At 46.2% G+C, this 22,008-nt stretch carries 17 protein-coding genes and 1 riboswitch; of the genes, 14 read left to right on the top strand and 3 right to left on the bottom strand.

Annotated elements, in window-relative coordinates:
• Nucleotides 1-44: 44 nt before the first annotated feature.
• Together SCJ97_06705 and SCJ97_06700 are read right to left on the bottom strand one after the other, a co-directional pair.
• Nucleotides 45-1,913: a hypothetical protein gene (locus tag SCJ97_06705; protein ID MDW7739731.1), complete on the bottom strand. Its 1,869-nt coding sequence runs from the start codon at nt 1,911-1,913 to the stop codon at nt 45-47.
• Between the two features lie 24 nt (nt 1,914-1,937).
• On the bottom strand, nt 1,938-2,483 hold the full coding sequence (locus SCJ97_06700; GenBank protein ID MDW7739730.1) for a pyruvate kinase alpha/beta domain-containing protein: 546 nt from the start codon (nt 2,481-2,483) through the stop codon (nt 1,938-1,940).
• A 166-nt stretch (nt 2,484-2,649) separates the two neighbouring features.
• Nucleotides 2,650-2,741, top strand: a riboswitch (cyclic di-GMP riboswitch).
• Nucleotides 2,742-2,823: 82 nt separating this feature from the next.
• Between SCJ97_06700 and SCJ97_06695 the strand changes: the two genes are divergently transcribed.
• From SCJ97_06695 to SCJ97_06630, 14 genes are all read left to right on the top strand, one after another.
• The gene (locus SCJ97_06695) at nt 2,824-4,269 is read left to right on the top strand and encodes a hypothetical protein (protein ID MDW7739729.1); all 1,446 of its coding nucleotides are present in this window, start codon (nt 2,824-2,826) and stop codon (nt 4,267-4,269) included.
• A gap of 39 nt (nt 4,270-4,308) precedes the next feature.
• Nucleotides 4,309-6,078, top strand: coding sequence for an N-acetylmuramoyl-L-alanine amidase (locus SCJ97_06690; protein MDW7739728.1), 1,770 nt, complete (start codon nt 4,309-4,311; stop codon nt 6,076-6,078).
• 409 nt (nt 6,079-6,487) lie between these two features.
• A complete protein-coding gene (locus SCJ97_06685; GenBank protein MDW7739727.1) occupies nt 6,488-7,201 on the top strand; it encodes a hypothetical protein in 714 nt (237 codons plus the stop codon).
• Between the two features lie 128 nt (nt 7,202-7,329).
• Nucleotides 7,330-8,334: a cohesin domain-containing protein gene (locus tag SCJ97_06680; protein ID MDW7739726.1), complete on the top strand. Its 1,005-nt coding sequence runs from the start codon at nt 7,330-7,332 to the stop codon at nt 8,332-8,334.
• 90 nt (nt 8,335-8,424) lie between these two features.
• Nucleotides 8,425-9,180, top strand: coding sequence for a cohesin domain-containing protein (locus SCJ97_06675; GenBank protein ID MDW7739725.1), 756 nt, complete (start codon nt 8,425-8,427; stop codon nt 9,178-9,180).
• Nucleotides 9,181-9,290: 110 nt separating this feature from the next.
• The gene (locus tag SCJ97_06670; protein MDW7739724.1) at nt 9,291-11,792 is read left to right on the top strand and encodes an Ig-like domain-containing protein; all 2,502 of its coding nucleotides are present in this window, start codon (nt 9,291-9,293) and stop codon (nt 11,790-11,792) included.
• Between the two features lie 286 nt (nt 11,793-12,078).
• Complete coding sequence (locus SCJ97_06665; GenBank protein ID MDW7739723.1) at nt 12,079-14,070, top strand: dockerin type I domain-containing protein; 1,992 nt, start codon at nt 12,079-12,081, stop codon at nt 14,068-14,070.
• A 55-nt stretch (nt 14,071-14,125) separates the two neighbouring features.
• A complete protein-coding gene (locus SCJ97_06660; GenBank protein ID MDW7739722.1) occupies nt 14,126-16,054 on the top strand; it encodes a hypothetical protein in 1,929 nt (642 codons plus the stop codon).
• Between the two features lie 23 nt (nt 16,055-16,077).
• Nucleotides 16,078-17,868 carry a phospholipid carrier-dependent glycosyltransferase gene (locus SCJ97_06655; GenBank protein ID MDW7739721.1) on the top strand — a complete coding sequence of 597 codons (1,791 nt, stop codon included), beginning with the start codon at nt 16,078-16,080 and terminating at the stop codon, nt 17,866-17,868.
• An 86-nt stretch (nt 17,869-17,954) separates the two neighbouring features.
• Nucleotides 17,955-18,908 carry a glycosyltransferase family 2 protein gene (locus SCJ97_06650; GenBank protein ID MDW7739720.1) on the top strand — a complete coding sequence of 318 codons (954 nt, stop codon included), beginning with the start codon at nt 17,955-17,957 and terminating at the stop codon, nt 18,906-18,908.
• Nucleotides 18,868-19,317, top strand: coding sequence for a GtrA family protein (locus tag SCJ97_06645; protein MDW7739719.1), 450 nt, complete (start codon nt 18,868-18,870; stop codon nt 19,315-19,317). The genes SCJ97_06650 and SCJ97_06645 overlap by 41 nt, the downstream gene beginning before the upstream one ends.
• Before the next feature lie 99 nt (nt 19,318-19,416).
• A complete protein-coding gene (locus SCJ97_06640) occupies nt 19,417-20,265 on the top strand; it encodes a universal stress protein (GenBank protein ID MDW7739718.1) in 849 nt (282 codons plus the stop codon).
• Nucleotides 20,266-20,290: 25 nt separating this feature from the next.
• A complete protein-coding gene (locus SCJ97_06635; protein ID MDW7739717.1) occupies nt 20,291-20,908 on the top strand; it encodes a cyclase family protein in 618 nt (205 codons plus the stop codon).
• Between the two features lie 52 nt (nt 20,909-20,960).
• Nucleotides 20,961-21,551: a hypothetical protein gene (locus tag SCJ97_06630; protein MDW7739716.1), complete on the top strand. Its 591-nt coding sequence runs from the start codon at nt 20,961-20,963 to the stop codon at nt 21,549-21,551.
• 226 nt (nt 21,552-21,777) lie between these two features.
• Here SCJ97_06630 and SCJ97_06625 read toward each other — a convergent pair.
• Nucleotides 21,778-22,008 (bottom strand): IS30 family transposase (locus SCJ97_06625; protein ID MDW7739715.1); only part of this gene is annotated, 231 nt, incomplete at its 5' end.

Below are 22,008 nucleotides of genomic sequence, written 5' to 3'. Positions count from 1 at the left end.
ATAAAATGCCGGAGCGGAATTAACCTGCTCCGGTATTATTTTTTCTAGTAAATTCCGAAGTCTTCGTCCTCAAATACTTCAAGGATTTTTAACGCGGCCAAATAGTTATGTTGCACATTGTCACAGCGTATTTCGTTATCGTAAACAGTAGTCCTGATCCCACCTTCAACATATTTACGCATCGGAGGTGAAGTGTAAAACATATCCACCTCATCTACAAACTGCAGCTGCATTACACTGCGCAACCCCCGGTTTATTGCTTTCCGGTAACTTTCCATTCTTTCCATCTCGCCGGTTCCCCTGGCCAGTTCAAAGGCATCCGCCAGACCTTCAAGATATACACCGGTTGAAGAAGAATGAGGAGGTCCGAAAGGCCTGTTGGGGTCATAGAAGCGACCCGGCGTATCTCTGTATAAGGGGTTTTCAGGCCACTGTTGAATTGGCAGTAGCCAGTCATTCATTTCGAAAATAAAATCCTTTAGCTCTTCGTTACCCGTGATTTTCCAGATGATATAGTATGCCTGGGTATGCCAGGGAATAAAAGCCGGATTCCGGTTGTCCGGATCAAGATGCCAGTCACGATAGAATTCGAAGGACTTCATAAATTTCTCCAGCAGTTGGGGATCCCGTTCTTTATCATACAGCGCAGCCCAGTAAAGTAAAGCCTCGCCGGGGTAGAAATTTTGAAAGCGCATATCGCCTTCCGGCCTGTAAAAACTGGTGAACGATCCGTCGCTGTTCCATAAAGAATCTATAGTTCTCTGCAAGGCCGTCTCATATTCCACCCACTTTTCTCTTCCCGGGTGTTCCAGCAGAGCCAGGGCGGCCAGGGCAACGGCGCCCAGCTTGACTTCATCGTTAAAAATAATTTGCCCGAACCCCTCTTCTTCAATATAGAAATTATCCAGGTTGTAATGAATATTTTTTTCAGCAAGGGTAAATATTTCCGGCTTGTTTTCAGCTTTTCCGAAACGGATTAGCCCAACGGCAGCCATCCACTGCCTGATCATATTATTTGCAGTCGATTCCCTTACTGCACTCGGCCAGTACTTATAGGTCATCCTTCCGTCTTCGTGAACATTGTTATTGAGCCACATTCCTGATAAGCGGGCAAGTCTTTCAACTGATTCACGGGTAACCGCTGCCGGTTCAACAAAGATATTACCTCTTTCCATCAATGTTGCCCTGGGAGTATCACCTAATTTGACCAGGACCTGCTCACCGGAAAAAGTAAATATCCGGGCTCCTTCAGAAAATTCGTCAAAGGATAGATCAAATTTTTCCCTGAACAGCTCCATCAACCGGGGATTGCTCCTGTTGCTGGCCACGATATAGGTCTGGGCATAGCGCTCGACTATATTATCGCCAAATACTATTTCTAACCCCAATATGCCACGGTGTATATTCGAAGTCAGGTTGTGAGATGAATCCGGTTGATCCAGAAATCTTTCCCGAAAGCTGTGTCCCAGGCAGATTTCCAGGGTATCGATCGAATTAATTTCATCCCTGGTTAACCTGTTTTTTGCCGTTCTGATGACTGCTTCAAGCGCTTCACCGGTTGTTCCCCGGGTTTCCCAGGCTTCAACCAACCGCCTCCCGTTGCTGCGGGCGGAAATATAGACAGCCTGGACAGGCTCATCTAAACGATTTTCAATATTGATATATACCGGATGGTTTCTGTTAAACCAGAGATTGTTGATGTAGATACCGAACTCACCCATGTCATGTTCTTCCAGCAGATTATCAGGAGTATATTCATCAGGTGTAGTTCTGAGCAGCAGTATATCGGCATCACCTGAAAGCTTGAGGCCCGGATCTCCCAGAAATCCGGGCAGAACAATATAGAGCAGTATACCGAGTTGAACAAGAACTACTGCACTTACAAGAATAATTATTTTTTTCTTTTTCGACATGATCCCGCTCCCGCTCCAAAAAAGTTAATTCCGCGGCATACAGATGATCTCTTTTGCTTTAGTATCGAAGAAATTGCTGGTATGGGCGGGAACGATCACACAGGCTGCATCTGCGCCGCGGCCTGTTCCCCCGACAGCGATTATTTCCTCTCCATAGGGAATTAAACCGGCATCAAGCGCCATTGAGCTGATCTCAACACAGACTTTAATCCCCTGCCCGAACAAGCGGAGTGTTGCCGCCACTATTTCGGAAGGGAAAACTCCCTGGAACTTATTGCGTAAAGCCCTGTCGATCCCGGCAAAGAGGTGGGTGGTTGTCAGCAGCATGACCCCTTTATCCTGAAGTTTCCGCCTCATGCCAGGCTCCATTTCATCTTCTCCCGGACCGGTAAAGCCGACATGATGGGTAACACAGGTTACGTTTAACCCTTTGCCCACGAAAAGTTCGGCGGTCGCTCCGCTGTTCGATGCAACCACCACATGCTTGATACCGAGCTCCTCAGCCCGTTTTAATACTGCCTCTACCGTTGCTTCAGTATTCACTTTACCTGCTTTTGGCCAGTATTTCATTCGTCAAATCCTCCAATCAAGATTACTTAATACCGGTAATTCAACAAAGAACCTAAAATTTCCTATATTAAATGTTGACAATATTGGGCAGCCCTGATAATATTATTATGAAAAATTAGAAATATTTGTCGCGATTTAATAAATTATCCTGTTTGCTTGAGAACCTGACCGACAAAGGCATCCCTGTCGAAAGGCAGGAGCGCAAAGCCAAGGGTCTACGGCCGGATGAGAAAAGGCTAGGACAGCCTGGCTGACGAAACAGGTTTATTTGTATCTAGATAAAGAGCTAATTAGAGAGATAAGGTTTCAGGCATTCATTTAATTCAGGGAGGTTCCGCTGATGACCAGGTCTGAGCGGAGAAAGCTGCGTAAGAAAAAGCTTGGTATTTTACCCCAGGTTATAATCCTCGTGCTTGTTATTGTTGTTACTTCACTTGTTCTCTTCTTTACAGACAGTTTCGGTTTTGCCAGTTCTTTACGCGGGTTACTGACTGCCAGCAGTGCAGAACTTGTTGACGAAGATGGACTAAGAGTAATCGAAGGCGACTTTACTGTCGAAAAAGCAGGAGAATTACTTGAAAATTCCCATATTTACGGCAATCTCTACCTGGCACCCTCGATCGGTGACGGCAGTGTCAACCTTAAGAATGTTAAAGTCGATGGCCTTCTACTGGTACAGGGCGGTGGGATGAGCTCTATTGCAATCAGCGATTCGACCTTCGGGGAAGTTAAGGTCAATCGTCCCGATGGCCGGGTCAGGTTGGTAGTGTCGGGAGAAACAACCATCGAGAGCATCAGCCTTGAAACCGGTGCCCGCCTGGTCAGTAATCCGGCGAGGGGGTTCGATGGATTTAAAACAGTTGAAGTTATGACTGACGACATAGTGGAACTGAACGGGAAATTTAAATCGCTCCAGGTCAGGGTTCGCGAGGCCAACGTGGAGATCGACAGCGAATCTCTTGAAGAACTGGTCATTGCCAGAAATGCCGGGGGAACGGCAATCAGTTATCCCGACGGCATGAAAATCAAGAACCTTTACCTGGATGGAACTGCCATAATCATCGGCCGGGGTGAAATTGATCAGGCCTACCTGGCAGCAACCGGACTTAACGAGTTGACCGGTGAATTCAACCAGGCACGAATAATGGCCGAGGCAGGCCAATTCAACCTGCTGGCCGGTTCAACCTATAAAGAACTTATTGTATCGAAGGAAGCCCTGAATAATACTCTTGACCTCCAGGGAAATGTGGTGGTCAATTATCTTGAGCTCAACGAAGCGGTTGAGATCACCGGTAAGGGTACAATTGAAAAAATTGTTGTCAATGCAGACGGTTCCACGATGGAACAGATACCGCAGGAAATTGAACTGGCCGAAGATATAAACATTCTAATCGACGGTTACGAAATTTCCAGCCCGGAGATGCTCAAGGCATTAATCGAACACGGCGATCCCGATTATTATGCAGCAGAACCGACGCCAACGCCAACACCTACACCCGTGCCGACAGCGACGCCTGCGCCGACGCAAACCCCTACACCGACGCCTACTCCAACTCCATCTCCCACCCCGGAGCCGGAAGAAGAGCTGGTTAAGGAGTTTCTGGTTGAAGAGGGGCTGACTCCGGGCAAGAAGATGGTTATTGTCATACTCAATACCTCTTCACCAAGGGATTATACGGTTACCGTTGGTGGTATTGTCCTGGGCTACAGTGAAGCAATTGGCGGGTTCAGGGGAGAAGTAGATGAATCGTTAGCCAAGCGGAGCAATCTGGTTGTTTCGCCGTAAATAGTAAGTGAAGGTTGATGATAAACCGGAGGTGTACCGGTGCCGAAATCTAAGATATTAACTTACCGGGTTTTGACAGCAGCAATTCTGATCCTGCTTTTCTTAAGCATGCAGGCTTCTGCTGCTGTCACCGGATTTGTAGCCAAGGATGCAAAAGGAGATCTTTTTGAATATCGTTATGAAGATCTTCTCGATTCTTATGCCCTGAAACTACTCGGCAAATCGAACGGTCTGTTTGAAGACTTCACAAAAAAATCAGTTTTTGCTCTACTCGACAGCAAAAACGGTTATTTAGACTACAATGATATTCTCGATCAGTATGCCGCTTCGGTAGTGGCCGGCAAGAAATTTGACTTGCTTAAATATACCGAGAGCTCCGACGCTAAAAAAGCGGAAATGCCGTCTATTGTTAAGCTGGTTGAGCTTAACTCGGGAACCCTGGTTCACAGTACCAAGACTATCGGGACCGGCCATACAGGGTCGAATCCTCCCTCGGGTTCCGTAAACAAAACACCTATAGCCGGAAAAGCCGGCGCCACCCTTGAACAGGCTCAACTCTGGGCCAAAAACCGTTCTGCCCATCAGAGATTTATAGATATTGCTCCGTTATACTGGCATTATGGCGAACTGATCGGCATACGGCCCGAAGTACTATACGCCCAGGCCGCCCTGGAAACCAACTTCGGCAAATATACCGGCCAGGTTCCACCTGAGTATAACAACTGGGCGGGAATTAAAATTGCCGCTGCAACCGACGATAAGCCGGAAGATCACGACAGGTTCGCCACTCCGGAAGATGGGGTCAGGGGGCATTTCAACCATATGGCAGCTTATGTCGGCTTAAGCCCCTTTGGTGAAACCCATGAACGCTACGCCGTAGTGATCAGTCAGAGTTGGGCCGGTTCAATTCGTTATGTTGAAGAGTTGAGCGGACGCTGGGCTCCTTCAGCAGAGTATCATTTAACTCTACTGAACCTGCTGGATCAGATAATGAATACAAAAACGAATACAGCCAGCCCGATCAATACCAACGGCGGTCTTGCCGGTAAAAATGTTCTGGTCGGAGTTGATATATTGCGTTTGCGAAACGGACCCGGTTTGGATTACGAAATAATAGACCGTCTGAACCTGGGTACAATCTTAACGGTTGAGGGGAACCAAAATGACTGGTTAAAGGTCGTAACACCGGGAGGCAGGGATGGCTGGGTTCACGGAGACTACGTAACGGTTGCCGACGTTCCCAAAGACCTGTTCAAAGGAAAGACTATCGGCGTGGATCCCGGACATGGTGGATCAGACCGCGGTGCCATTGGGGTTACCGGGGTTATGGAAAAGGTAATCAACCTTTCCGTTGCCAAGCATCTGATCGCGCTGCTCGAAGAGGCCGGGGCAAAGGTGGTTACAACCCGCACCTCAGATATCTCGATCAGTCATGCTCAGCGGGCTGAAATTATTAATAAAGCAAAAGTCGATCTTTTTATCAGTATACATGCCAATGCCTTCACCAATCCGGAGTCAAACGGAACAGAAACGCATTACAGCTCTTTAAACAATAACGGTGGAGCTGATAAGTATCTGGCAGAACAGATTCAGCGGGAAATGGTAGCGGCTTTGAATCTTCGCGACCGTGGGGTTAAATCAAACAGCTTCTACATCTTAACCAATGTGGATGCGCCGGCCGCCCTGGTAGAGCTGGCATTTTTAACCAACCCGGAGGAAGAAGCCCTGCTCAGTAAACCAAAAACACATGGCACGGTTGCCCAGGCGTTATTTAAAGGGATTGAAGCCTACCTGCTTAAGTATAGATAAGAAAGAAAAAGGAAAAAATGTATTAAAAACAATAACTATAATAATGAATACCATTTATAGAAGTTAAATTTATAAGAAATCAGCAGTACGATATAAAAAAAGCTTGATTTATTTGAATAAACAGTATAAACTAACTTTAAATAGTAACCAGATCAGAGAAATATTTACACGCAAAAGAAGGATCTTTTGCAAAAAAATTGAATATTTATCAGCAGAATATGTTATAATAATAATGATATCTTTAAGTTAGAGTTAACAGATTTTATACAGACATAATAATTCTATCTCTTTTAAGGAGGTGAAGCTCGCCGGTTATCAGTTTGGAACTTTTAGGATATGCTCTTGGGTTTGCATAACCTGACAGATAGAGAAAAGAGCATACGAGCGATTTTAAAAGGGAGAGAATCAAATGAAAAGGCTAGTCAGGAATGGACAGCTTCTGATCGTCATCCTACTGGTTGGTTTGGCCCTAATAATGTTCACCTCAGGCTCAGCCCTGGCCAACGACGAAGAAGAAGTAAACACGGAAGAAGAAGTATTAATTGAACAAGCTTACACCGCCGAAGAGAAGATGGCGGCGATTAACGCTGCAAATGCCGCAATTCTTAAAATACCCCCGGTACAATATATCGTTGGTTTGGATCAGCCTGCAATCGGTATGGTCGCTGAAGCCCGTGCTCTGGTTGAAATTGCCAAAGAGCAATATGGCGCTGTTGACAGCGATTTTTCAGGTCTTGCCAAATTGATGGAAGCCGAGCACAAAGTTTCGAAACTACTTGCCATTAAGGCAGCGCAAAATGCAATTGCTGCACTCCCCCCACTATCTGAGATAACTGAAGAACACAGGGCTGCCGTAGCAGAAGCCCGGGCACTGGTAGATATCGCCATGGTAGAGTATGGTGCTACCCGTTTTGATATCTGCTGGTTTTTGGATGCCCTGCAGGATGCCGAGGATAAACTTGGGGAAGAGCCTGAACCGACACCAACACCGACACCAAAACCTAAACCTGACGATCGGGTACCGACACCACCAACCGGTGGATTATATGGAGCTTTTGCTATTGGAGTTATGCTGGCAGTTTCTGGTTTTATGTTTACCAGGCGGCGAAAAGGACGCCATTAAAATATGAAAAATGCATGCCAGGGAGAAGCAAAGTTTTTCGCTTGTTACTTACGGGTAAAAGGAGGGTAGAATTAAACCTCATTATCAATATCTTGAAACTGAAATAATAAAGGGGTGTAAATATAATGATGAAAAAGAGTAAGTATGTTTTAATCGCTTTAGTAATTTGTATCTCGTTTTTACTGGTATTCTCTCAGGCTGCATTTGCTGCAGATGGCGTAAAACTGAAAGCCAGTATAGCAACAGGAATAACCGGTGATGAGGTGACAATCATCATCACTGTTGAAGACGCTGAAGATACCGAAGGTGGCGAATTTGTCCTCTCCTTCGATGAAGACCTGGTCAAACCGGTTGATTTCGATGAAGGCAAATTTGTTTCTGATGCCAGTGGCAGCATGATCATGGAAAACCTCGAGTTTGATGACGGTAAACTGATGGTCATGTGGGTAACCCCCAATGGCGACACCGATGAGTCCGGAGAAGTTTGCAAAATTACCTTCGAACTACTGGATGACGGTGAAACCTTCCTTACCTTCAGCGATGTAGTTATCGCACCTGAAGATGCTGATGTCTCTGCAACGCATACTGCCGGTAAAATTACAATCGTTGACCCGGCTGTGGCCAAGCAGAATGCAATTGATGCTGCTGACGAGGCGATAGCCGATCTGCCTGATCCGGAAGATATTACTCTCGACGACAAGGCGGATGTTGAAGCAGCCCGCGCTCTGGTTGAAGAAGCAAAAACCAAGCATGGCGCTGTAAACAGCGATTTTGAAGATTATCAGAAGCTTTTGGATGCAGAGGCAATGATCGCCAAACTGGAAGCCATCAAGGTTGCCTGTGATGCTGTCAATGCCCTGCCTTCGGTCAGCAACCTGACCCTGGCTCACAAACCCGACGTGGTCGCCGCCCGCGCTCTGGTTACTGCAGCCAAGACTAATCACGGGGCAGTAGATGCCGATTTTACCTGCCTCAATACTCTGACCGCTGCAGAAAACAGGATCAAGGAGCTGGAAGGCCTGCAGCCGACACCGCCGACCGGTGGAACTACACTTCTCTTACCGCTCGGATTACTGGTAATCATTGGCGGTGGACTGGCGATTGCCCGCCGCAAGCGCTTTGCAGTTAAGTAATAAATTAGACATTGGGTTGCGGCGGTGATGTAACTGGTCACCGCCGCAGCAAGCACAGATATAATAACGATAGCACTATAAAGGATACCTATGGATAGATTCGTAAAAAACAGATTATTTAAAACCTTTTTTATCGCTCTTTGTATAACGCTCTTTGTTTCGATGCAGAATACCGCAGCTGCAGAAGGCCTGAAGCTTTCTGCCGGAGAGTCCAGAACTGTTGCAGGAGAGCAGTTTTTAGTCACGATCAGTGCTGAAAACGCTGCCGGCTCTGAGGGCGGTCAGTTTATACTTTCCTACAATCCCGACCTTGTCCGTCCGGTATCGCATGAATCCGGATCGCTCGTTAATAATGCTGCGAGTAGTATGGATATGGTCAACCTGGATTATACTCCGGAAAGCCTGAAGTATATGTGGATTACTCCTATGGCCGATACGGCTGACTCGGGGGTGGTTTGCAGAATCTGGTTCGAAGCATTGAAAGAAGGTCAGGCCAGCTTCAATTTCTATGATATTGTGATTGCGCCTGCCGGGTATTCATTAGGGGCTTCAGTATCGGGGAAAGCTATAATCGGCAGCAGCACTCAGGCTCCTACTCCAACGCCGACAGGTGAAGAGGAAGGGGAACCGGTTCCAGAACCGGAAAATGGTGAAGAAACTGCTGATGAGGACAAAGAGCAGATTGAGGAAAATGAGGACGAGGCAGATGAAGATGAAACACCGGAACCGACAGACAGCGACAGTTTTAACTATTTACCGATTATTATCGTTGTCGCTTTGGCGATTCTCCTGCCGGCCGGGTTTGCCATTTTTAAGCGTTTTAGAAAACCGGCCTCCAAGAAGTAACTTTGAATTTTATATGAACCAGGGAGAAAGAAAGATTGTCTGATATTAATGGACCATTAATATTTTAAGATTTAATCAAGTATCTACTTAGCGAAAGTGAGGTTATTAAGATGCCGAAATCTCAAAGGAAGAGAGCAGGAGCAAAAGTATCTTTAATTTTGCTCTCCGTTATTCTATTCCTGCTGCTATTTGCTCCGGCTGCTTCGGCAGCAACGTTTGGTGATATTAACAATGACGGCGCAATTAATGTGCAGGATGTCGTATTGGTAATGAGGCATAATCTGGGATTAATCACATTAACCGATGCCCAGAAAGCTGTTGCCGATGTTAATGGTGATGGCAATATCAATGTTCAGGATGCCACATTGATTATGCAGTATTCACTTGGGCTGATTGATGAATTCACGATGGCTCAACTTCAGGTATCAAGTGCAACAGCAGTTAACCCGAAGCAGGTTGAAGTGGTCTTTAACAGGACCCTCAAACCCGAAGAGAGAACCAAAATGACCACAGCGAATTTCCATGTTGGTCTTCAGGCTTCTCCTCTGGTAGACAGGTTAACAGGAACCGGTTCAGCTGTTTCTATCAAAGATGATAACAAAACTGCCCTTCTCACAATGGCCAATGGTTATCACTTCGTGAACGGTTCAACAACTAACCGGGTAGTGGTCAAGAGCGCAGTTGGTTTAACCGCTGACTATACCAATGCAAGTGTTAGCTTTGTTGATACCAGTGTCCCCACCTTGGTTTCAGTTCATACAGAAGGACCGAGAAATCTTGTTTTAACTTTCTCAGAACCTCTGGATCGCACAGTCATACCTACAAATGTAACATTAAATGGCGGTGCAATTGCTCTCAACCTGTTTGGCGCAACATACGTTGATGCCCGTCGGGAATTGAGGATTGATACTTTTGCAGACTTGGCAGCCGGAACATATACTCTGGCAATCAATGCCGGAACCAGCCTGAAAGACTACTCTGGTTTCTCGGTAGCCCCCACATCTGTATCCTTTACCCATACTCCTATTACGACTGCTCCAACTGTTAGTGTTAAATCGTCAACCGAGAGTACAGTAACACTGGAATTTTCTAGGGCAATCAATGAAACAACTTTATTAGGTAATATCAGTGTACTGTTCAGGCATACTTATGATTCGGTTCTCAACCAGGTAACCGGTACTGCAGTAACGAACCCATCAGGAGATAAAAAGACATTTGTTGTCAATTTTGGCGCCAAGCTATTACCTCCGGGTACTACACAATTCTGGATGAAATATGCTGATGGTACTCCTGATGCAAATAAGGTTAAAGATACCTGGGGCAATATAATTCAGCCCTTTACATTAAGTGTAACTACAATACCTGATACGACTGCGCCTACAGCTACTGTCACAGTTCATTCAAACACACAGATTGATGTCCAGTATAGTGAAGCCGTCCAGGGTGCCGATACGTTGGCTAATTACTCATTGAAGAAGGGGACTACAACGGTAACTCTCAGCAGCGTTTCTTCCCTTGGTGGCAACAAATACCGCCTAACTTCAGCTGCTGCACTGCAAGGAGAGTATACACTGACAATATCCAATATTAAAGATACTTCACCAGCGGAGAATCCGATGGGAACCCAAGTATATAACGTAAATGTACCGGATACTATCGCACCTGAGGTAGTTAACTTGGCTGGAGCAGCAGATGATGTATTCTATACACTGGATACAATTAAAAAGATACGCATCTTCTTTAGTGAACCGATGAATTCAATCGATTTGGCTACTAAGGCAATGTATGAGAATTTACTTGATGGTAGTGCGAATCCGACAGTTGCAACTCCTGCAGCAGACGGCAAGTCAGTATACCTCGAGTTTGCCAACGATGTTGCAGGCAATATACGTGTTGGAGCTCTCAAGGACCTCGCTGGAAACTCACTTGGCATTGCTACTGAGTTATTACCTGTAGCATATACGCTTGGCCTAAATCCCGGAGTTTCCAATCCAGTAAGAGCAACTACGATTACTACTATCCGCGTTTACCTGAGCGATATTGTAACAAGTGCAAGTATCAATGATTTTGAAATCAGAATTGATGCGGCACCTGTTACATGGGTTAACCCGGCAAGCATCAGTATCGATAACAGTAGTGGTAAGTCAGTTTTAACTCTGACTCTGGCTGGTGCTAATGCAATTGGTTATGACGCAAAAGATGATGGTGGATTAGTAACCAGGCTAAGGACTGTTTCATCTCCAGGAACACCTGGGCCAGCAACTAACACTAAGGATGCCTATGGTTTCCCGGTGACGATTGCTTCAACAATTATTGCTGATAGGATAGCACCTGCTGTTGACAGCATCACTTTTATAGATGCGACAGAAATAATTGTTAAGTTGACTGAGGATGTTGCACCAGGCTCAATGTCGCTTGCTGGCCTGAACGGCTTCTCAATATCCGGTGGTAGCTTAACACAAGCAGTAAAAGGTGTAAATGATGACGAAATAATTTTAACCGGAACAGGATTTACAAATAACACTGATGTATTTTACAACTCAGCAGCCGGAATAACTGATGTAGCTGGCAACTTGCTCCCCAGCTTTAGCCGAACCAGCACTTTGGATTAATAGTTGCGGAATTGAGAGTATCTATAAAAACAGTTTAAAATATCGCCCTGAGGAGCACGCGAACCACTCGCGTGCTCCTTTGTACAAAAACTGCTTAACAGCTAACTAAACTATCGGTAAATATATTGTTAAAGAGAATATAAAGCTTGCAAAGAATGTATTTTTCAGAAATATTAACCATAATTAGCAGGAATATTTTGAGTGAAGTAGAAAAAGTAAACAGATCTGTTTTATGTTGAGTATGTCTTATTTGTTTATTTCTCGACTCGAAAGGGTGATGGGAATGTTGGCGCAGTACAGAAAAAATCTATTTTCAGGGAGCAAGAGATTTCAGGGTTTATATGCAGGAGCAGCGTTTATAATCGTGGTGGCACTATTCTTTGCCCTCATCGCTATGACACCTTCGCCTGCAGGAGCCCAACTGGCAGTGACGACGGTAGTCAGCGCCGGTAACAGCCATACTTTGGCCATCAGGGGAGACGGCAGTGTCTGGTCCTGGGGCTACAACGGGTTTGGCCAGCTGGGTGACGGTACCAGGGAAGACCGGCACAGTCCGGAAGTTATCAGCGGTTTGACCAATGTTAAAGCGGTCAGCGCCGGTAACGGTTTTTCACTGGCGGTGAAAACCGACGGTACCGTCTGGTCCTGGGGTAGAAACAACCTTGGCCAGCTCGGCAATGCCACGAAGACAGAACGGACCACCCCGGGCGCCGTGTCGAACCTGACCGGTGTTTCTATGGTCAGCGCCGGTTACGGACATTCCCTCGCCCTTAAAAATGACGGAACTGTCTGGACCTGGGGGTATAATACTTACGGCCAGCTGGGCGACAGCACCTTTATAGACAGGACTATACCTGTAAGGATTAGCTGTCTAAGCAACGTTAAAGCTGTCAGCGCCGGTTATAACCATTCGCTGGCTTTGAAGAGCGACGGCACTGTCTTGGCCTGGGGTCAGAACAACTGGGGTCAGCTGGGCGATAATTCGACTACCAGCAGGGCCAGGCCGGTCCAGGTAGCTAATCTAACCGGTATTGTGGCTGTCAGCGCCGGGCGTTATCATTCCATGGCCCTTAAGGATGACGGTACCGTCTGGACCTGGGGTAGAAATGACAGCGGCCAGCTGGGGATCGGCACGGAAACAAGCCGGATTACCCCTGTTGAAGTAAAAGACCTGATCGGTGTTGCTGCTATAGGCGCCGGGGATGAACATTCCCTGGCAGCGAAAACAAATGGCACCGTTTGGACCTGGGGCAGCAACAGTTACGGACAGCTGGGCGATGGAACCGGGATTCACCGGTTACTTCCGGTTCAGGCTGCAGGGCTGACGGGAGCAAAAGCAATTGCCGCCGGCAACAATAATTCCTTTGCGCTTAAAACCGACAGCACCCTGTGGGGTTGGGGTTCAAACGGTTCCGGTCAGCTGGGTGACGGCACAACAGTTAACCGCGGGTATCCCATGCAGGTTAAATTTACCCATACTATAGTGGTCGGCGTGAATCCACCGGTTTACGGCACTGCAGCCGGAGGCGGTGAATATGAAAACGGGGCAATTGCCACTGTGGTCGCCACGCCGAACAAGGGTTATGTCTTTGTCAACTGGACTGAAAGAGGCACCGTGGTTTCCACCAGGGCTTCTTATTCTTTTGAGGTTACTTCGAGCAGAAACCTGAAGGCTACCTTCAAGGCTGCACCCGATGTCTTGAGAGATTATCTTAATGCTAATTATACAGATGTAAATATTGTTGCTTCAAATAAGGGCAGCATACAGGAAACGCATTATTCCGATTTTTACAGCTATACCACCCTGGCGGGCCGGAACCTGCTTTTCGCGCTCTCCTGGACTGAAGATGATGACCTGCTGGATCTTCAGGTTTTCAGCCCCGGAGGTTTCCAGTATACTTTTTCGAATATCATAACCTACAGGGATTTGAATATAGTTATCGGACGGTTTGATAATGCGGTTGCCGGGACATGGACCTACCGGATTTACGGACGGAAAGTGGACGGAAACAGTGTTGATTACTCAACACATGTTGCCCTGCACCGTTATCCTGCAGACAGCATCAACCCTGATCAGAAGACCGGGGATATCAATGACGATGATGTGATCGATATCAACGATGTTGTAATGGTCATGCAGTACGTTTTGGGCAGCAGAACGCTTACCTCAAGCCAAAGACAGGTTGCCGATGTGAATGGAGACGGCAAGATAGACGTGATCGATGTCAGCCTGATCATGCGCAAAGCGCTTGGTCTGATCACCGAATTTCCGTCCTGATTTGCTAACTATTGAAGATACAGAGAAGGTTTGTTGATCTAGAGGGAGATTATTGATGCCGGGAATAATTCACCTGATTTTTCACCTTGGTTGCGGATTTCTAATCAGCCAAAAGATATTTCCCGGCAGGGTTAACCTGAAACAATTTAGTTCCGGACTTCTTTTCGGACTCTTATGCGCCATGTGGTCACCTGTACCCGGCGCATTTATTTTTGGTTTTTCCCCCGCGGCGCATTACCTGGGATGGTTTCTGACCGGCATGTTGACATTTTCGGTTTATTTGCTTTACAGGAACCATCGGGACAATAATCTTAAAGAAGAAAATTATGAAGCAAATACGGAGTTAAGCATTTTTGAAATTGGTCTCATCTTGACTTTTACCATCTTCTTCTGTGCCATGCTGGCCTCTCACTTTAATATGGCGCCGGATGGGTCAGTTTATACCAGGGGTAATCTTTATGGAGACCTGCCCTTTCACCTGGCCATGATTACCGGTTTGGCTGAACAGGGTGGTTTTCCTCCTGTTTATACAATATTTGCCGGAGCTCATCTTGGTTATCCCTTTCTGACAAACCTGCTTTCATCTTCACTTTATCTCTTAGGCTTCAGTCTGCGCTGGTCGGTCCTGATTACCTCATTTATATTTGCTTTTGCCTTGTTTTACTGGTTTTTCCGCCTGGCGCGGGAGATCCTGATGTCAGGATTTTCGGTAGTTCTATCAGCGTTTTTTTTCTTTATTAACGGGGGGTTGGGTGCATTTTTCCTGTTGGCCAGGCTATGGGCCGGTCCGGGAAGAATTGATGCGCTCAGTGGAAATCTTTTCATGTCGCCGACCAACTGGGTGGAGCAGAACCTGGTCTGGTCAAATGTTGTTTGTGATCTGCTGCTGCCGCAGAGAACAACCCTGGCAGGCTGGGCTGTGCTTTTCTTCGCTCTCTTTTTGCTTTACCGTGCTTATAAAACCGGAGAGAAGAGATATCTTTTGCTGTCGGGAATTATCGGCGGCCTTTTGCCACTGGTCCACACGCATTCTTTTCTTGCCTTCATCGTGATCGGCTTTTGCTGGTTTATCCTTGCCCTTATCCGGGCAGCCGATAAAAAAGCTCTCTTTCTTCGGTGGCTATACCTGGCTCTGCCTTTAATTATTCTTGCCCTGCCCCAGCTTCTCATCTGGACCTTTCCCCAGGCCGGGAGTCCGGGATTTTTAAGGTTTATTGGTGGCTGGAATGAACGGGGTGATTTATGGCCCTGGTTCTGGATTAAAAATGTAGGCGTGATCTTCATTCTGGCTGTAGTGGCCTTGATTAGAGGGAGAAGGGAAAAACTCTATTTATATCTACCGGCAGTTATTCTCTTTATCACTGCCGAATTTTTTGCTTTCCAGCCCTGGGTCTGGGATAATATAAAGATATTTTTCATCTGGTATCTCTTAACAGTATTTATAGTAGCAGATTATCTGAAAATTATTTATTATATATATCGTGAGCGGCCTGCGAGCGCATATATTTTCGGCATGGTTATCTTTCTGGTGATATTTTCCGGTGCGCTCAGCCTGCTGAGAGAAGTGCAGCTTTCACCGGCGCTCCTTTTTTCCCGGGATCAGGTTGAGCTGGCAGACTATGTAAAAGATAATTTGCCGGAAGATAGTATATATCTCACAGCAGACAATCATAATAATGCGCTTGCTTCCCTGGCCGGGAGGACAATATTTTGCGGATATGATGGATGGCTGTGGAGCCAGGGTATCGATTATTCGGAACGCAAGGGAATAGTTAATACGATGTTTAACAACCCGGAGCAGTTTGCTCTACTGGCCAGGGAAAATGGGATCGACTATGTACTGTTCGGCCCCGATGAAAGGAACAGGTATGAATCAACCTGGATGGAAATCGCCCGGCAGTATCCGTTGGTATATGAAAGCGGCGATTATCTTCTCTGTGCTGTTTCTCTCGAGGCCAAGGAACTGCTGCTCAGGCAGAAATAATCAAGCTGGGAGCTTCTATAGTTATGATAAACCCTCCTGATGAAAAAAAGTATATGACCGTAAAAGATTGGCTGCTTATCGCCTTGCTGCTGGCAGTCTATATACCCCTGTCACTTATTAACCTCGGTTCACGGGAAGTCCCGGAATCATACTGGATACCGGCAGAAACGGGCGACACCTTTGTGGTCGATTTTGGCCGTGAACGTGAAATATCGAAGATTGCCTTCTATTCCGGAATAGATGATGGGGAGTACCAGCTAGAATTTATTAATGAACTCTTGGAGCATACCGGTGATTTGGTTTTCAGTAAAGGGACTAACTATAACTGGCATTTTATGGATATTGCGCGGTTGGGACGGTATGCGAGACTCACCGTGCTGAAGCCTGGAGGCATGCTTAATGAGCTGGCTTTCTACCGGAAAGGTTCGATCCAACCTTTATATATTGAAGCCATACTGGATGAGGAACTTAACCCTGAAGGAATAGGGAGCCCTACTGATCTCTTTGATGAACAGAACCTGATTCCTGACAGGCCTTCGTTTATGACCGGGATGTACTTTGATGAAATCTATTTTGGCCGCACAGCTTTCGAGCACTTAAACAGGTTGGTGCCCTATGATTCTGTTCAACCGCCCCTGGCCAAGCTGCTGATCAGTCTCGGCATCGTGATCTTCGGCATGAACCCATTCGGCTGGCGAATTATCAATGTATTATCCGGGATTGCAATGATCCCTGTAATCTATATATTTGGAAAGCGCCTGTTCGGGAAAACCGAATGCGCATTTCTGGCGGCTTTCTTGCTAACCTTTGACTTCATGCATTTTGCCCATACCCGTTTTGCCACGCTCGAAGGGTTCATGGTTCTATTTATCTTGCTGTCCTACTATTTTATGTATGAATTTATCTCGCGTGACTTTTTCACTGCAGACTTGCGTTCGCTATATATACCGCTGTTTTTCTCCGGGTTATTTTTCGGTTTGGCCGGAGCATCAAAACTGAACGGTGTTTACTCAGGCCTGGGCCTGGCTGTCATATTTTTCTGGGCGCTTTGGGAAAATAGAGTAAGATTCAGAAAGGCCAGGGCTGAATCAGCAGTAATCGGTGACTTGGGGGAGAATGATCACGCTGACCGTTTGGTGGAAAGGTTTTTAACGAACCGCAACCGGATAATGGTGACAGTGGTGGCTGCTTTTATTTTTTTCATTATTGTACCACTGGTGGTATATATCCTCTCCTATATTCCGGTGATGTTGATTCCGGATCATGGTTTTGCCGATGTGCTCAGGTATCAGACCCACATGTTTAATTATCACCGTTTTCTGGAGGCAACCCACCCCTTTTCCTCACCATGGTATGAATGGCCGCTTATGCTGAAACCGATCTGGATTTACCAGGGCAAGGAACTGCCCGCCGGATTCATCTCCAGTATAGTCTCATTTGGCAACCCGGCAGTATGGTGGGGTGGCTTTATCGCTTTTTTCCTGGTAATCTACGATGCATTCAAATTAAGAGATCGCAAACTAATATTTGTTCTCATCGCCATATTTTCGCAGTATATTCCCTGGGTGATCATTCCCCGCCTGACTTTTATCTACCATTACTTTGCAACGGTTCCTTTTCTAATCTTCGGGCTTGTCTATGTGTTGGGGGAAGTAAGGAAGCGTTGGGCATTTGGCAAAGAACTGGTCATCTTTTTTGCCATCATAACCTTGATTCTGTTTGTTCTTTTCTATCCGATCTTGTCGGGAATGATTGTTGAAAGAGCTTATGTAGAAACGTACCTGCGCTGGTTTCCGGGCTGGGTTTTTCATTGAGCCGGTAGGTTTTATTTATCGATAAAGCGAAATTATAACCAGGCACTTCCTGTTGCAAAGTAGCCGTCACTAAGAGGAGGTTGGATATGACTGTACAGGTTGTATATTCGGTAATTGTACCTTTATTCAACGAAGAAGAAGTGATTGAAGAGACACACCGGCGCTTGAGCGAAGTGATGGAGAAAACCGGTGAAGCATATGAGCTGATTTTTGTCGACGACGGCAGCCGGGATCGCTCACGGGAAATTATCTGCGGTCTTTGTAAAAATGATCCCCATGCCAGGCTTATCGGGTTTTCAAGAAATTTTGGGCATGAGGCAGCCACCTCGGCCGGTCTTTCCAGGGCAGGTGGGGAAGCGATAGTGATCATCGATGCCGATCTGCAGGACCCTCCCGAAGTTATTCTGGAGATGATTGATAAATGGCGTGAAGGGTACAAAGTCGTCTACGGTAAAAGAAAAGTACGGAAGGGAGAAAATATATTTAAAAGGGCTACAGCCAGTATATTCTATAGGTTGCTAAATGCCCTCAGTTCAATATCGATTCCCATGGATACAGGCGATTTCAGGTTGATCGACCGGCAGGTTTGCCGGGCGATGAGACAGATGCCCGAGAAAAACCGTTTTATCAGGGGCATGGTCAGCTGGGTTGGCTTTAAAACTACTGCTGTTGAATATGTCCGGGATGAGCGCTGGGCCGGTGAAACCAAGTATTCATTCAGTAAACTGCTCGCCCTGGCCTGGGATGCAGTTACCTCTTTTTCCTACAAGCCTCTTAAACTTGCTACCTATGTGGGCTTTATCTTATCTTTTGCCAGCTTTGTCTATTTAATAGTGGTTATTGTCCAGCGGATTGGCGACCCCACTGCAGTGCCCGGCTGGGCTTCCATCGTGGTTATTAATTTATTCTTCAACGGGGTTATCCTGATCATGCTCGGGATCCTTGGCGAGTATCTGGGTCGTATATTTGAAGAAACCAAGAATCGTCCGCTTTATATCATTGAATTTACCGAAGGGTTTGGAGATGATGGGATCACTTAAAGTTTTGTTCAACAAATACCGTCATGACTTGTGGCAGATGGGAAAGTTCGGGATAGTCGGGGGTTTAAATACGCTGGTAGACTTCGGCGTGTTTTCTCTTCTCTACTATGCAGCAGGTGTCTATTATCTAACCGCCCAGGTTATCGCCTATGCTACGGCAACCTGCCACAGCTATTTATGGAACCGCTACTGGACTTTTCAGGCGAAACATAAACCCCATGTTGCAGAGTTTACTAAATTTGTGTTAGTCAATATCATTTCACTCGGAGTTTCCCTGGTTGTTCTTTTCCTGGGGCGGGAACAGGCAGGTTTGAGCACTTTGATCAGCAAAATTATCGCTACCTTTTTTGCCATGGTGGTTAATTTTTCCCTGAACCGGTTCTGGGTCTTTCGGGTTGGAAACAGATGAAAGTTGTTTCAGGGTAAGGGTGGGGCAAAGGTTTTAATGTTTTAAGAGCGAATATGAGACCAATAGAAAATTTAAGTTTTGAACGGGGAGGGTATTTTATTGTTTAGAAAAGTTATCGTTGCCGTGGACGCTTCCGGACCGTCGATGGAACTGCTGAATGGTATGGATGATCTGTTGAAACTGGGGATGAAAGAACTGATCATAGTCCATGTAATCAGGACTGAGACTGCGGGTATCGGCTTGAGCATCCGCCGGGAAAAATTTTTACAGAATATTGAAGATAAGAAGAGTGAAATTAATGCTCTCGGTGTGGAGGTAAAAATATTACAGCCCATCGGTAAGCCTTCCGAAGAAATAAAGCTTGTGGCTACTGAAGAAAAGGCCGATCTTATTTTGATCGGCTCTCTGGGGGAAGGCAGCCTGGTTCGCAGGCTATTTCTGGGGAGCACTGTGACCGAAGTTATTCGTGGAACTAAAATTTCTGTACTTGTAGAAAAGTATGCTCGTGAAGAAGGCAGATTGATGCGGATCCCTGTTTTTCAGGAGGGCAAACCGGCAACAGCTCTGCTGGCCACCGATTTCTCGCGCAGTTCTCTGCATATTTTCGACACATTTCTTGACCAGCCGGGTATTTTCGAACGGTTGGTTTTATTCAATGTGATCGACGAAGGCTATACCGAACAACAGCTTAAGGCTAATACCGAAAAAGCCATGGCCAGGCTTGAAGAGTGGAAAAGTGAGTTTGAATCCAAAGGCTTTGAAGTTAATATCGAAGTGGTCATCGGTGTTGCCTCCGAGCACATCATTGAAGCGTCGAAAAGGGATGATATATCTATCCTGGCCATATCAAGACGAGGCAGGAGCATGGTGGATGAGCTGGTCATTGGCAGTAATGCCGACCATATAGTCAGGCAGTCTGCCTGCCCGGTGCTGCTGTTGAAAGCTTAGGAGTTCATTTGGGGAGCTGGTTTGTATGCTAATCGATGTCAGCCTGGAAATCACCGATGGAATGGTCTTCAGACCTGGATCACCACCGGTAAAAATCAGGACAGAGGAGTTTTTTCATGAGGATGAGGATGGGAAATATAACACTGTTACGGTTTCCATGCCCCTTCACATGGGAACTCATATCGATATGGTCGACAAGAATAACAGGATTGAACCCGCACGGTTTATCGGCCGGGGTATACTTTTTGATGTCTCTAGTATAGTCGATCGGGAAATAGTTCTGGAAGACCTTGACCATAGCATTACAGTCGAAAAGGGTGACTTTGTTTTCTTTAAAACCGGGTGGGACCGCTATATTAACAGTGAACGCTACAAGATACACCCCGAAATTTCCCGGGAAATATTGGAGTGGCTAGTGGAAAAAGAGATCAATATGGTGGGGATCGATGCCCTGGGCCTCGGCAGGGGCAGGAAGCATGGAGATTGTGACCGCTACCTGTCGGGAAACAAGATCTATGTTATTGAAAATCTGGTTAACCTTGACCGGGTAAGGGGTAAAATCTTTAAGGTTTACTGTTTTCCGTTGAAGATCAGCGAAACCGATGCTATCCCCGCCCGGGTAATAGTTGACACAGATCATTAGAGCTGTTTAATAAGCTGTTTAATATGCTGATCCCTGGATGGAGGTGATGATTGTGTCCGACTCCAAGGAGAAGATCTCACTGGAGGATGAATTCAGCGAGCTGGATTACGATCCGAAGGAGAAAGCCGGTTGGCTTCTACCGGTTTTGATCATTGTTGTGTCGGTAGTTATAATGGGCGCTATAATCGTAACACTGGGTTCGCGACAGGATCCCGAAATTGAAATACCTTCCGTTGTTAATGGTGAGGAAGAAGTAGATAGAGCTGATGAGGGAGAAGTGGAAATATCTGATCCGGAAGAGGCTGAAGAAACGGATGCTGAGTCGGAGTCTTTGCCGGAAAGTGAGAAGGAACCGCCCAACCTGGCAGTGATTGAACCGGTGCTGCACAGGTGGCTGATCAACCGGACGGGCGATCCGCAGGTTATTTTGCTGCATACAGAAGAGTTAAATAATGTTGAAAGATTTTTTGAAACTTACGATCTTCAGGAAGATAATATTATTGTTTATGCCATAGATTACCTTGACGACACCATGGCCGGGGTTCTATTTGGGCCGCCTTACAGTGAATGGTCAATTCTGGCGGTCTTTATATGGGACGGCCGGGGATGGGCATTTCTGCAGGAACGTAAATTCCCAAAGTAAGTTCTACAGTGGGAAGCGTGTTGCGATAACCCTGAAAAATCAACGGATTTAAGTATGAGAAAAATTCAGCAAGCAATCGTCAAAGGTTAAAAATGGCGTTAAAATGGCTAAGAGTTATTAAACAATGGCAAGGCAAACAAGCCTGAACCGCTGGCGTTTCAGACTAACTTCAACTTATCGGGAACTTAGAATGGGAAATCTTCCTTGTATTTTATCGTGGTTTGAGTTATTTTTTAAGCAAGCTAGGCGATTGGTTTACTTTATCTGCCGAAACAGGAGTAATGCCTAGCAGGGTGGCAATCTCAGCCCCGTATGTAAATGCGAACAGCTCATACGGGGTTTTGCCACCTAAACTCTTGCGCTTAACGCTGTTGACGTGTGAAAAAATCAAATTCACATTATCCTGCGTAAAATGGTCGAAGGAGTTTCCCTTCGGGACGATATCTCGGAAAAGGGT

It is taken from the genome of Bacillota bacterium, assembly GCA_033549065.1.
Classification (GTDB): domain Bacteria; phylum Bacillota; class Dethiobacteria; order DTU022; family DTU022; genus JAWSUE01.
Note: the sequence above shows the minus strand (reverse complement) of the source record. Positions and strands in the feature narration are given on the sequence as shown.

Bases quoted from the DNA above. Each gene is read 5' to 3' on its own strand.
- SCJ97_06705 (MDW7739731.1), bottom strand. From the start codon at position 1,913: ATGTCGAAAAAGAAAAAAATAATTATTCTTGTAAGTGCAGTAGTTCTT.
- SCJ97_06700 (MDW7739730.1), bottom strand. From the start codon at position 2,483: ATGAAATACTGGCCAAAAGCAGGTAAAGTGAATACTGAAGCAACGGTA.
- SCJ97_06695 (MDW7739729.1), top strand. From the start codon at position 2,824: ATGACCAGGTCTGAGCGGAGAAAGCTGCGTAAGAAAAAGCTTGGTATT.
- SCJ97_06685 (MDW7739727.1), top strand. From the start codon at position 6,488: ATGAAAAGGCTAGTCAGGAATGGACAGCTTCTGATCGTCATCCTACTG.
- SCJ97_06680 (MDW7739726.1), top strand. From the start codon at position 7,330: ATGAAAAAGAGTAAGTATGTTTTAATCGCTTTAGTAATTTGTATCTCG.
- SCJ97_06675 (MDW7739725.1), top strand. From the start codon at position 8,425: ATGGATAGATTCGTAAAAAACAGATTATTTAAAACCTTTTTTATCGCT.
- SCJ97_06670 (MDW7739724.1), top strand. From the start codon at position 9,291: ATGCCGAAATCTCAAAGGAAGAGAGCAGGAGCAAAAGTATCTTTAATT.
- SCJ97_06660 (MDW7739722.1), top strand. From the start codon at position 14,126: ATGCCGGGAATAATTCACCTGATTTTTCACCTTGGTTGCGGATTTCTA.
- SCJ97_06655 (MDW7739721.1), top strand. From the start codon at position 16,078: ATGATAAACCCTCCTGATGAAAAAAAGTATATGACCGTAAAAGATTGG.
- SCJ97_06650 (MDW7739720.1), top strand. From the start codon at position 17,955: ATGACTGTACAGGTTGTATATTCGGTAATTGTACCTTTATTCAACGAA.
- SCJ97_06635 (MDW7739717.1), top strand. From the start codon at position 20,291: ATGCTAATCGATGTCAGCCTGGAAATCACCGATGGAATGGTCTTCAGA.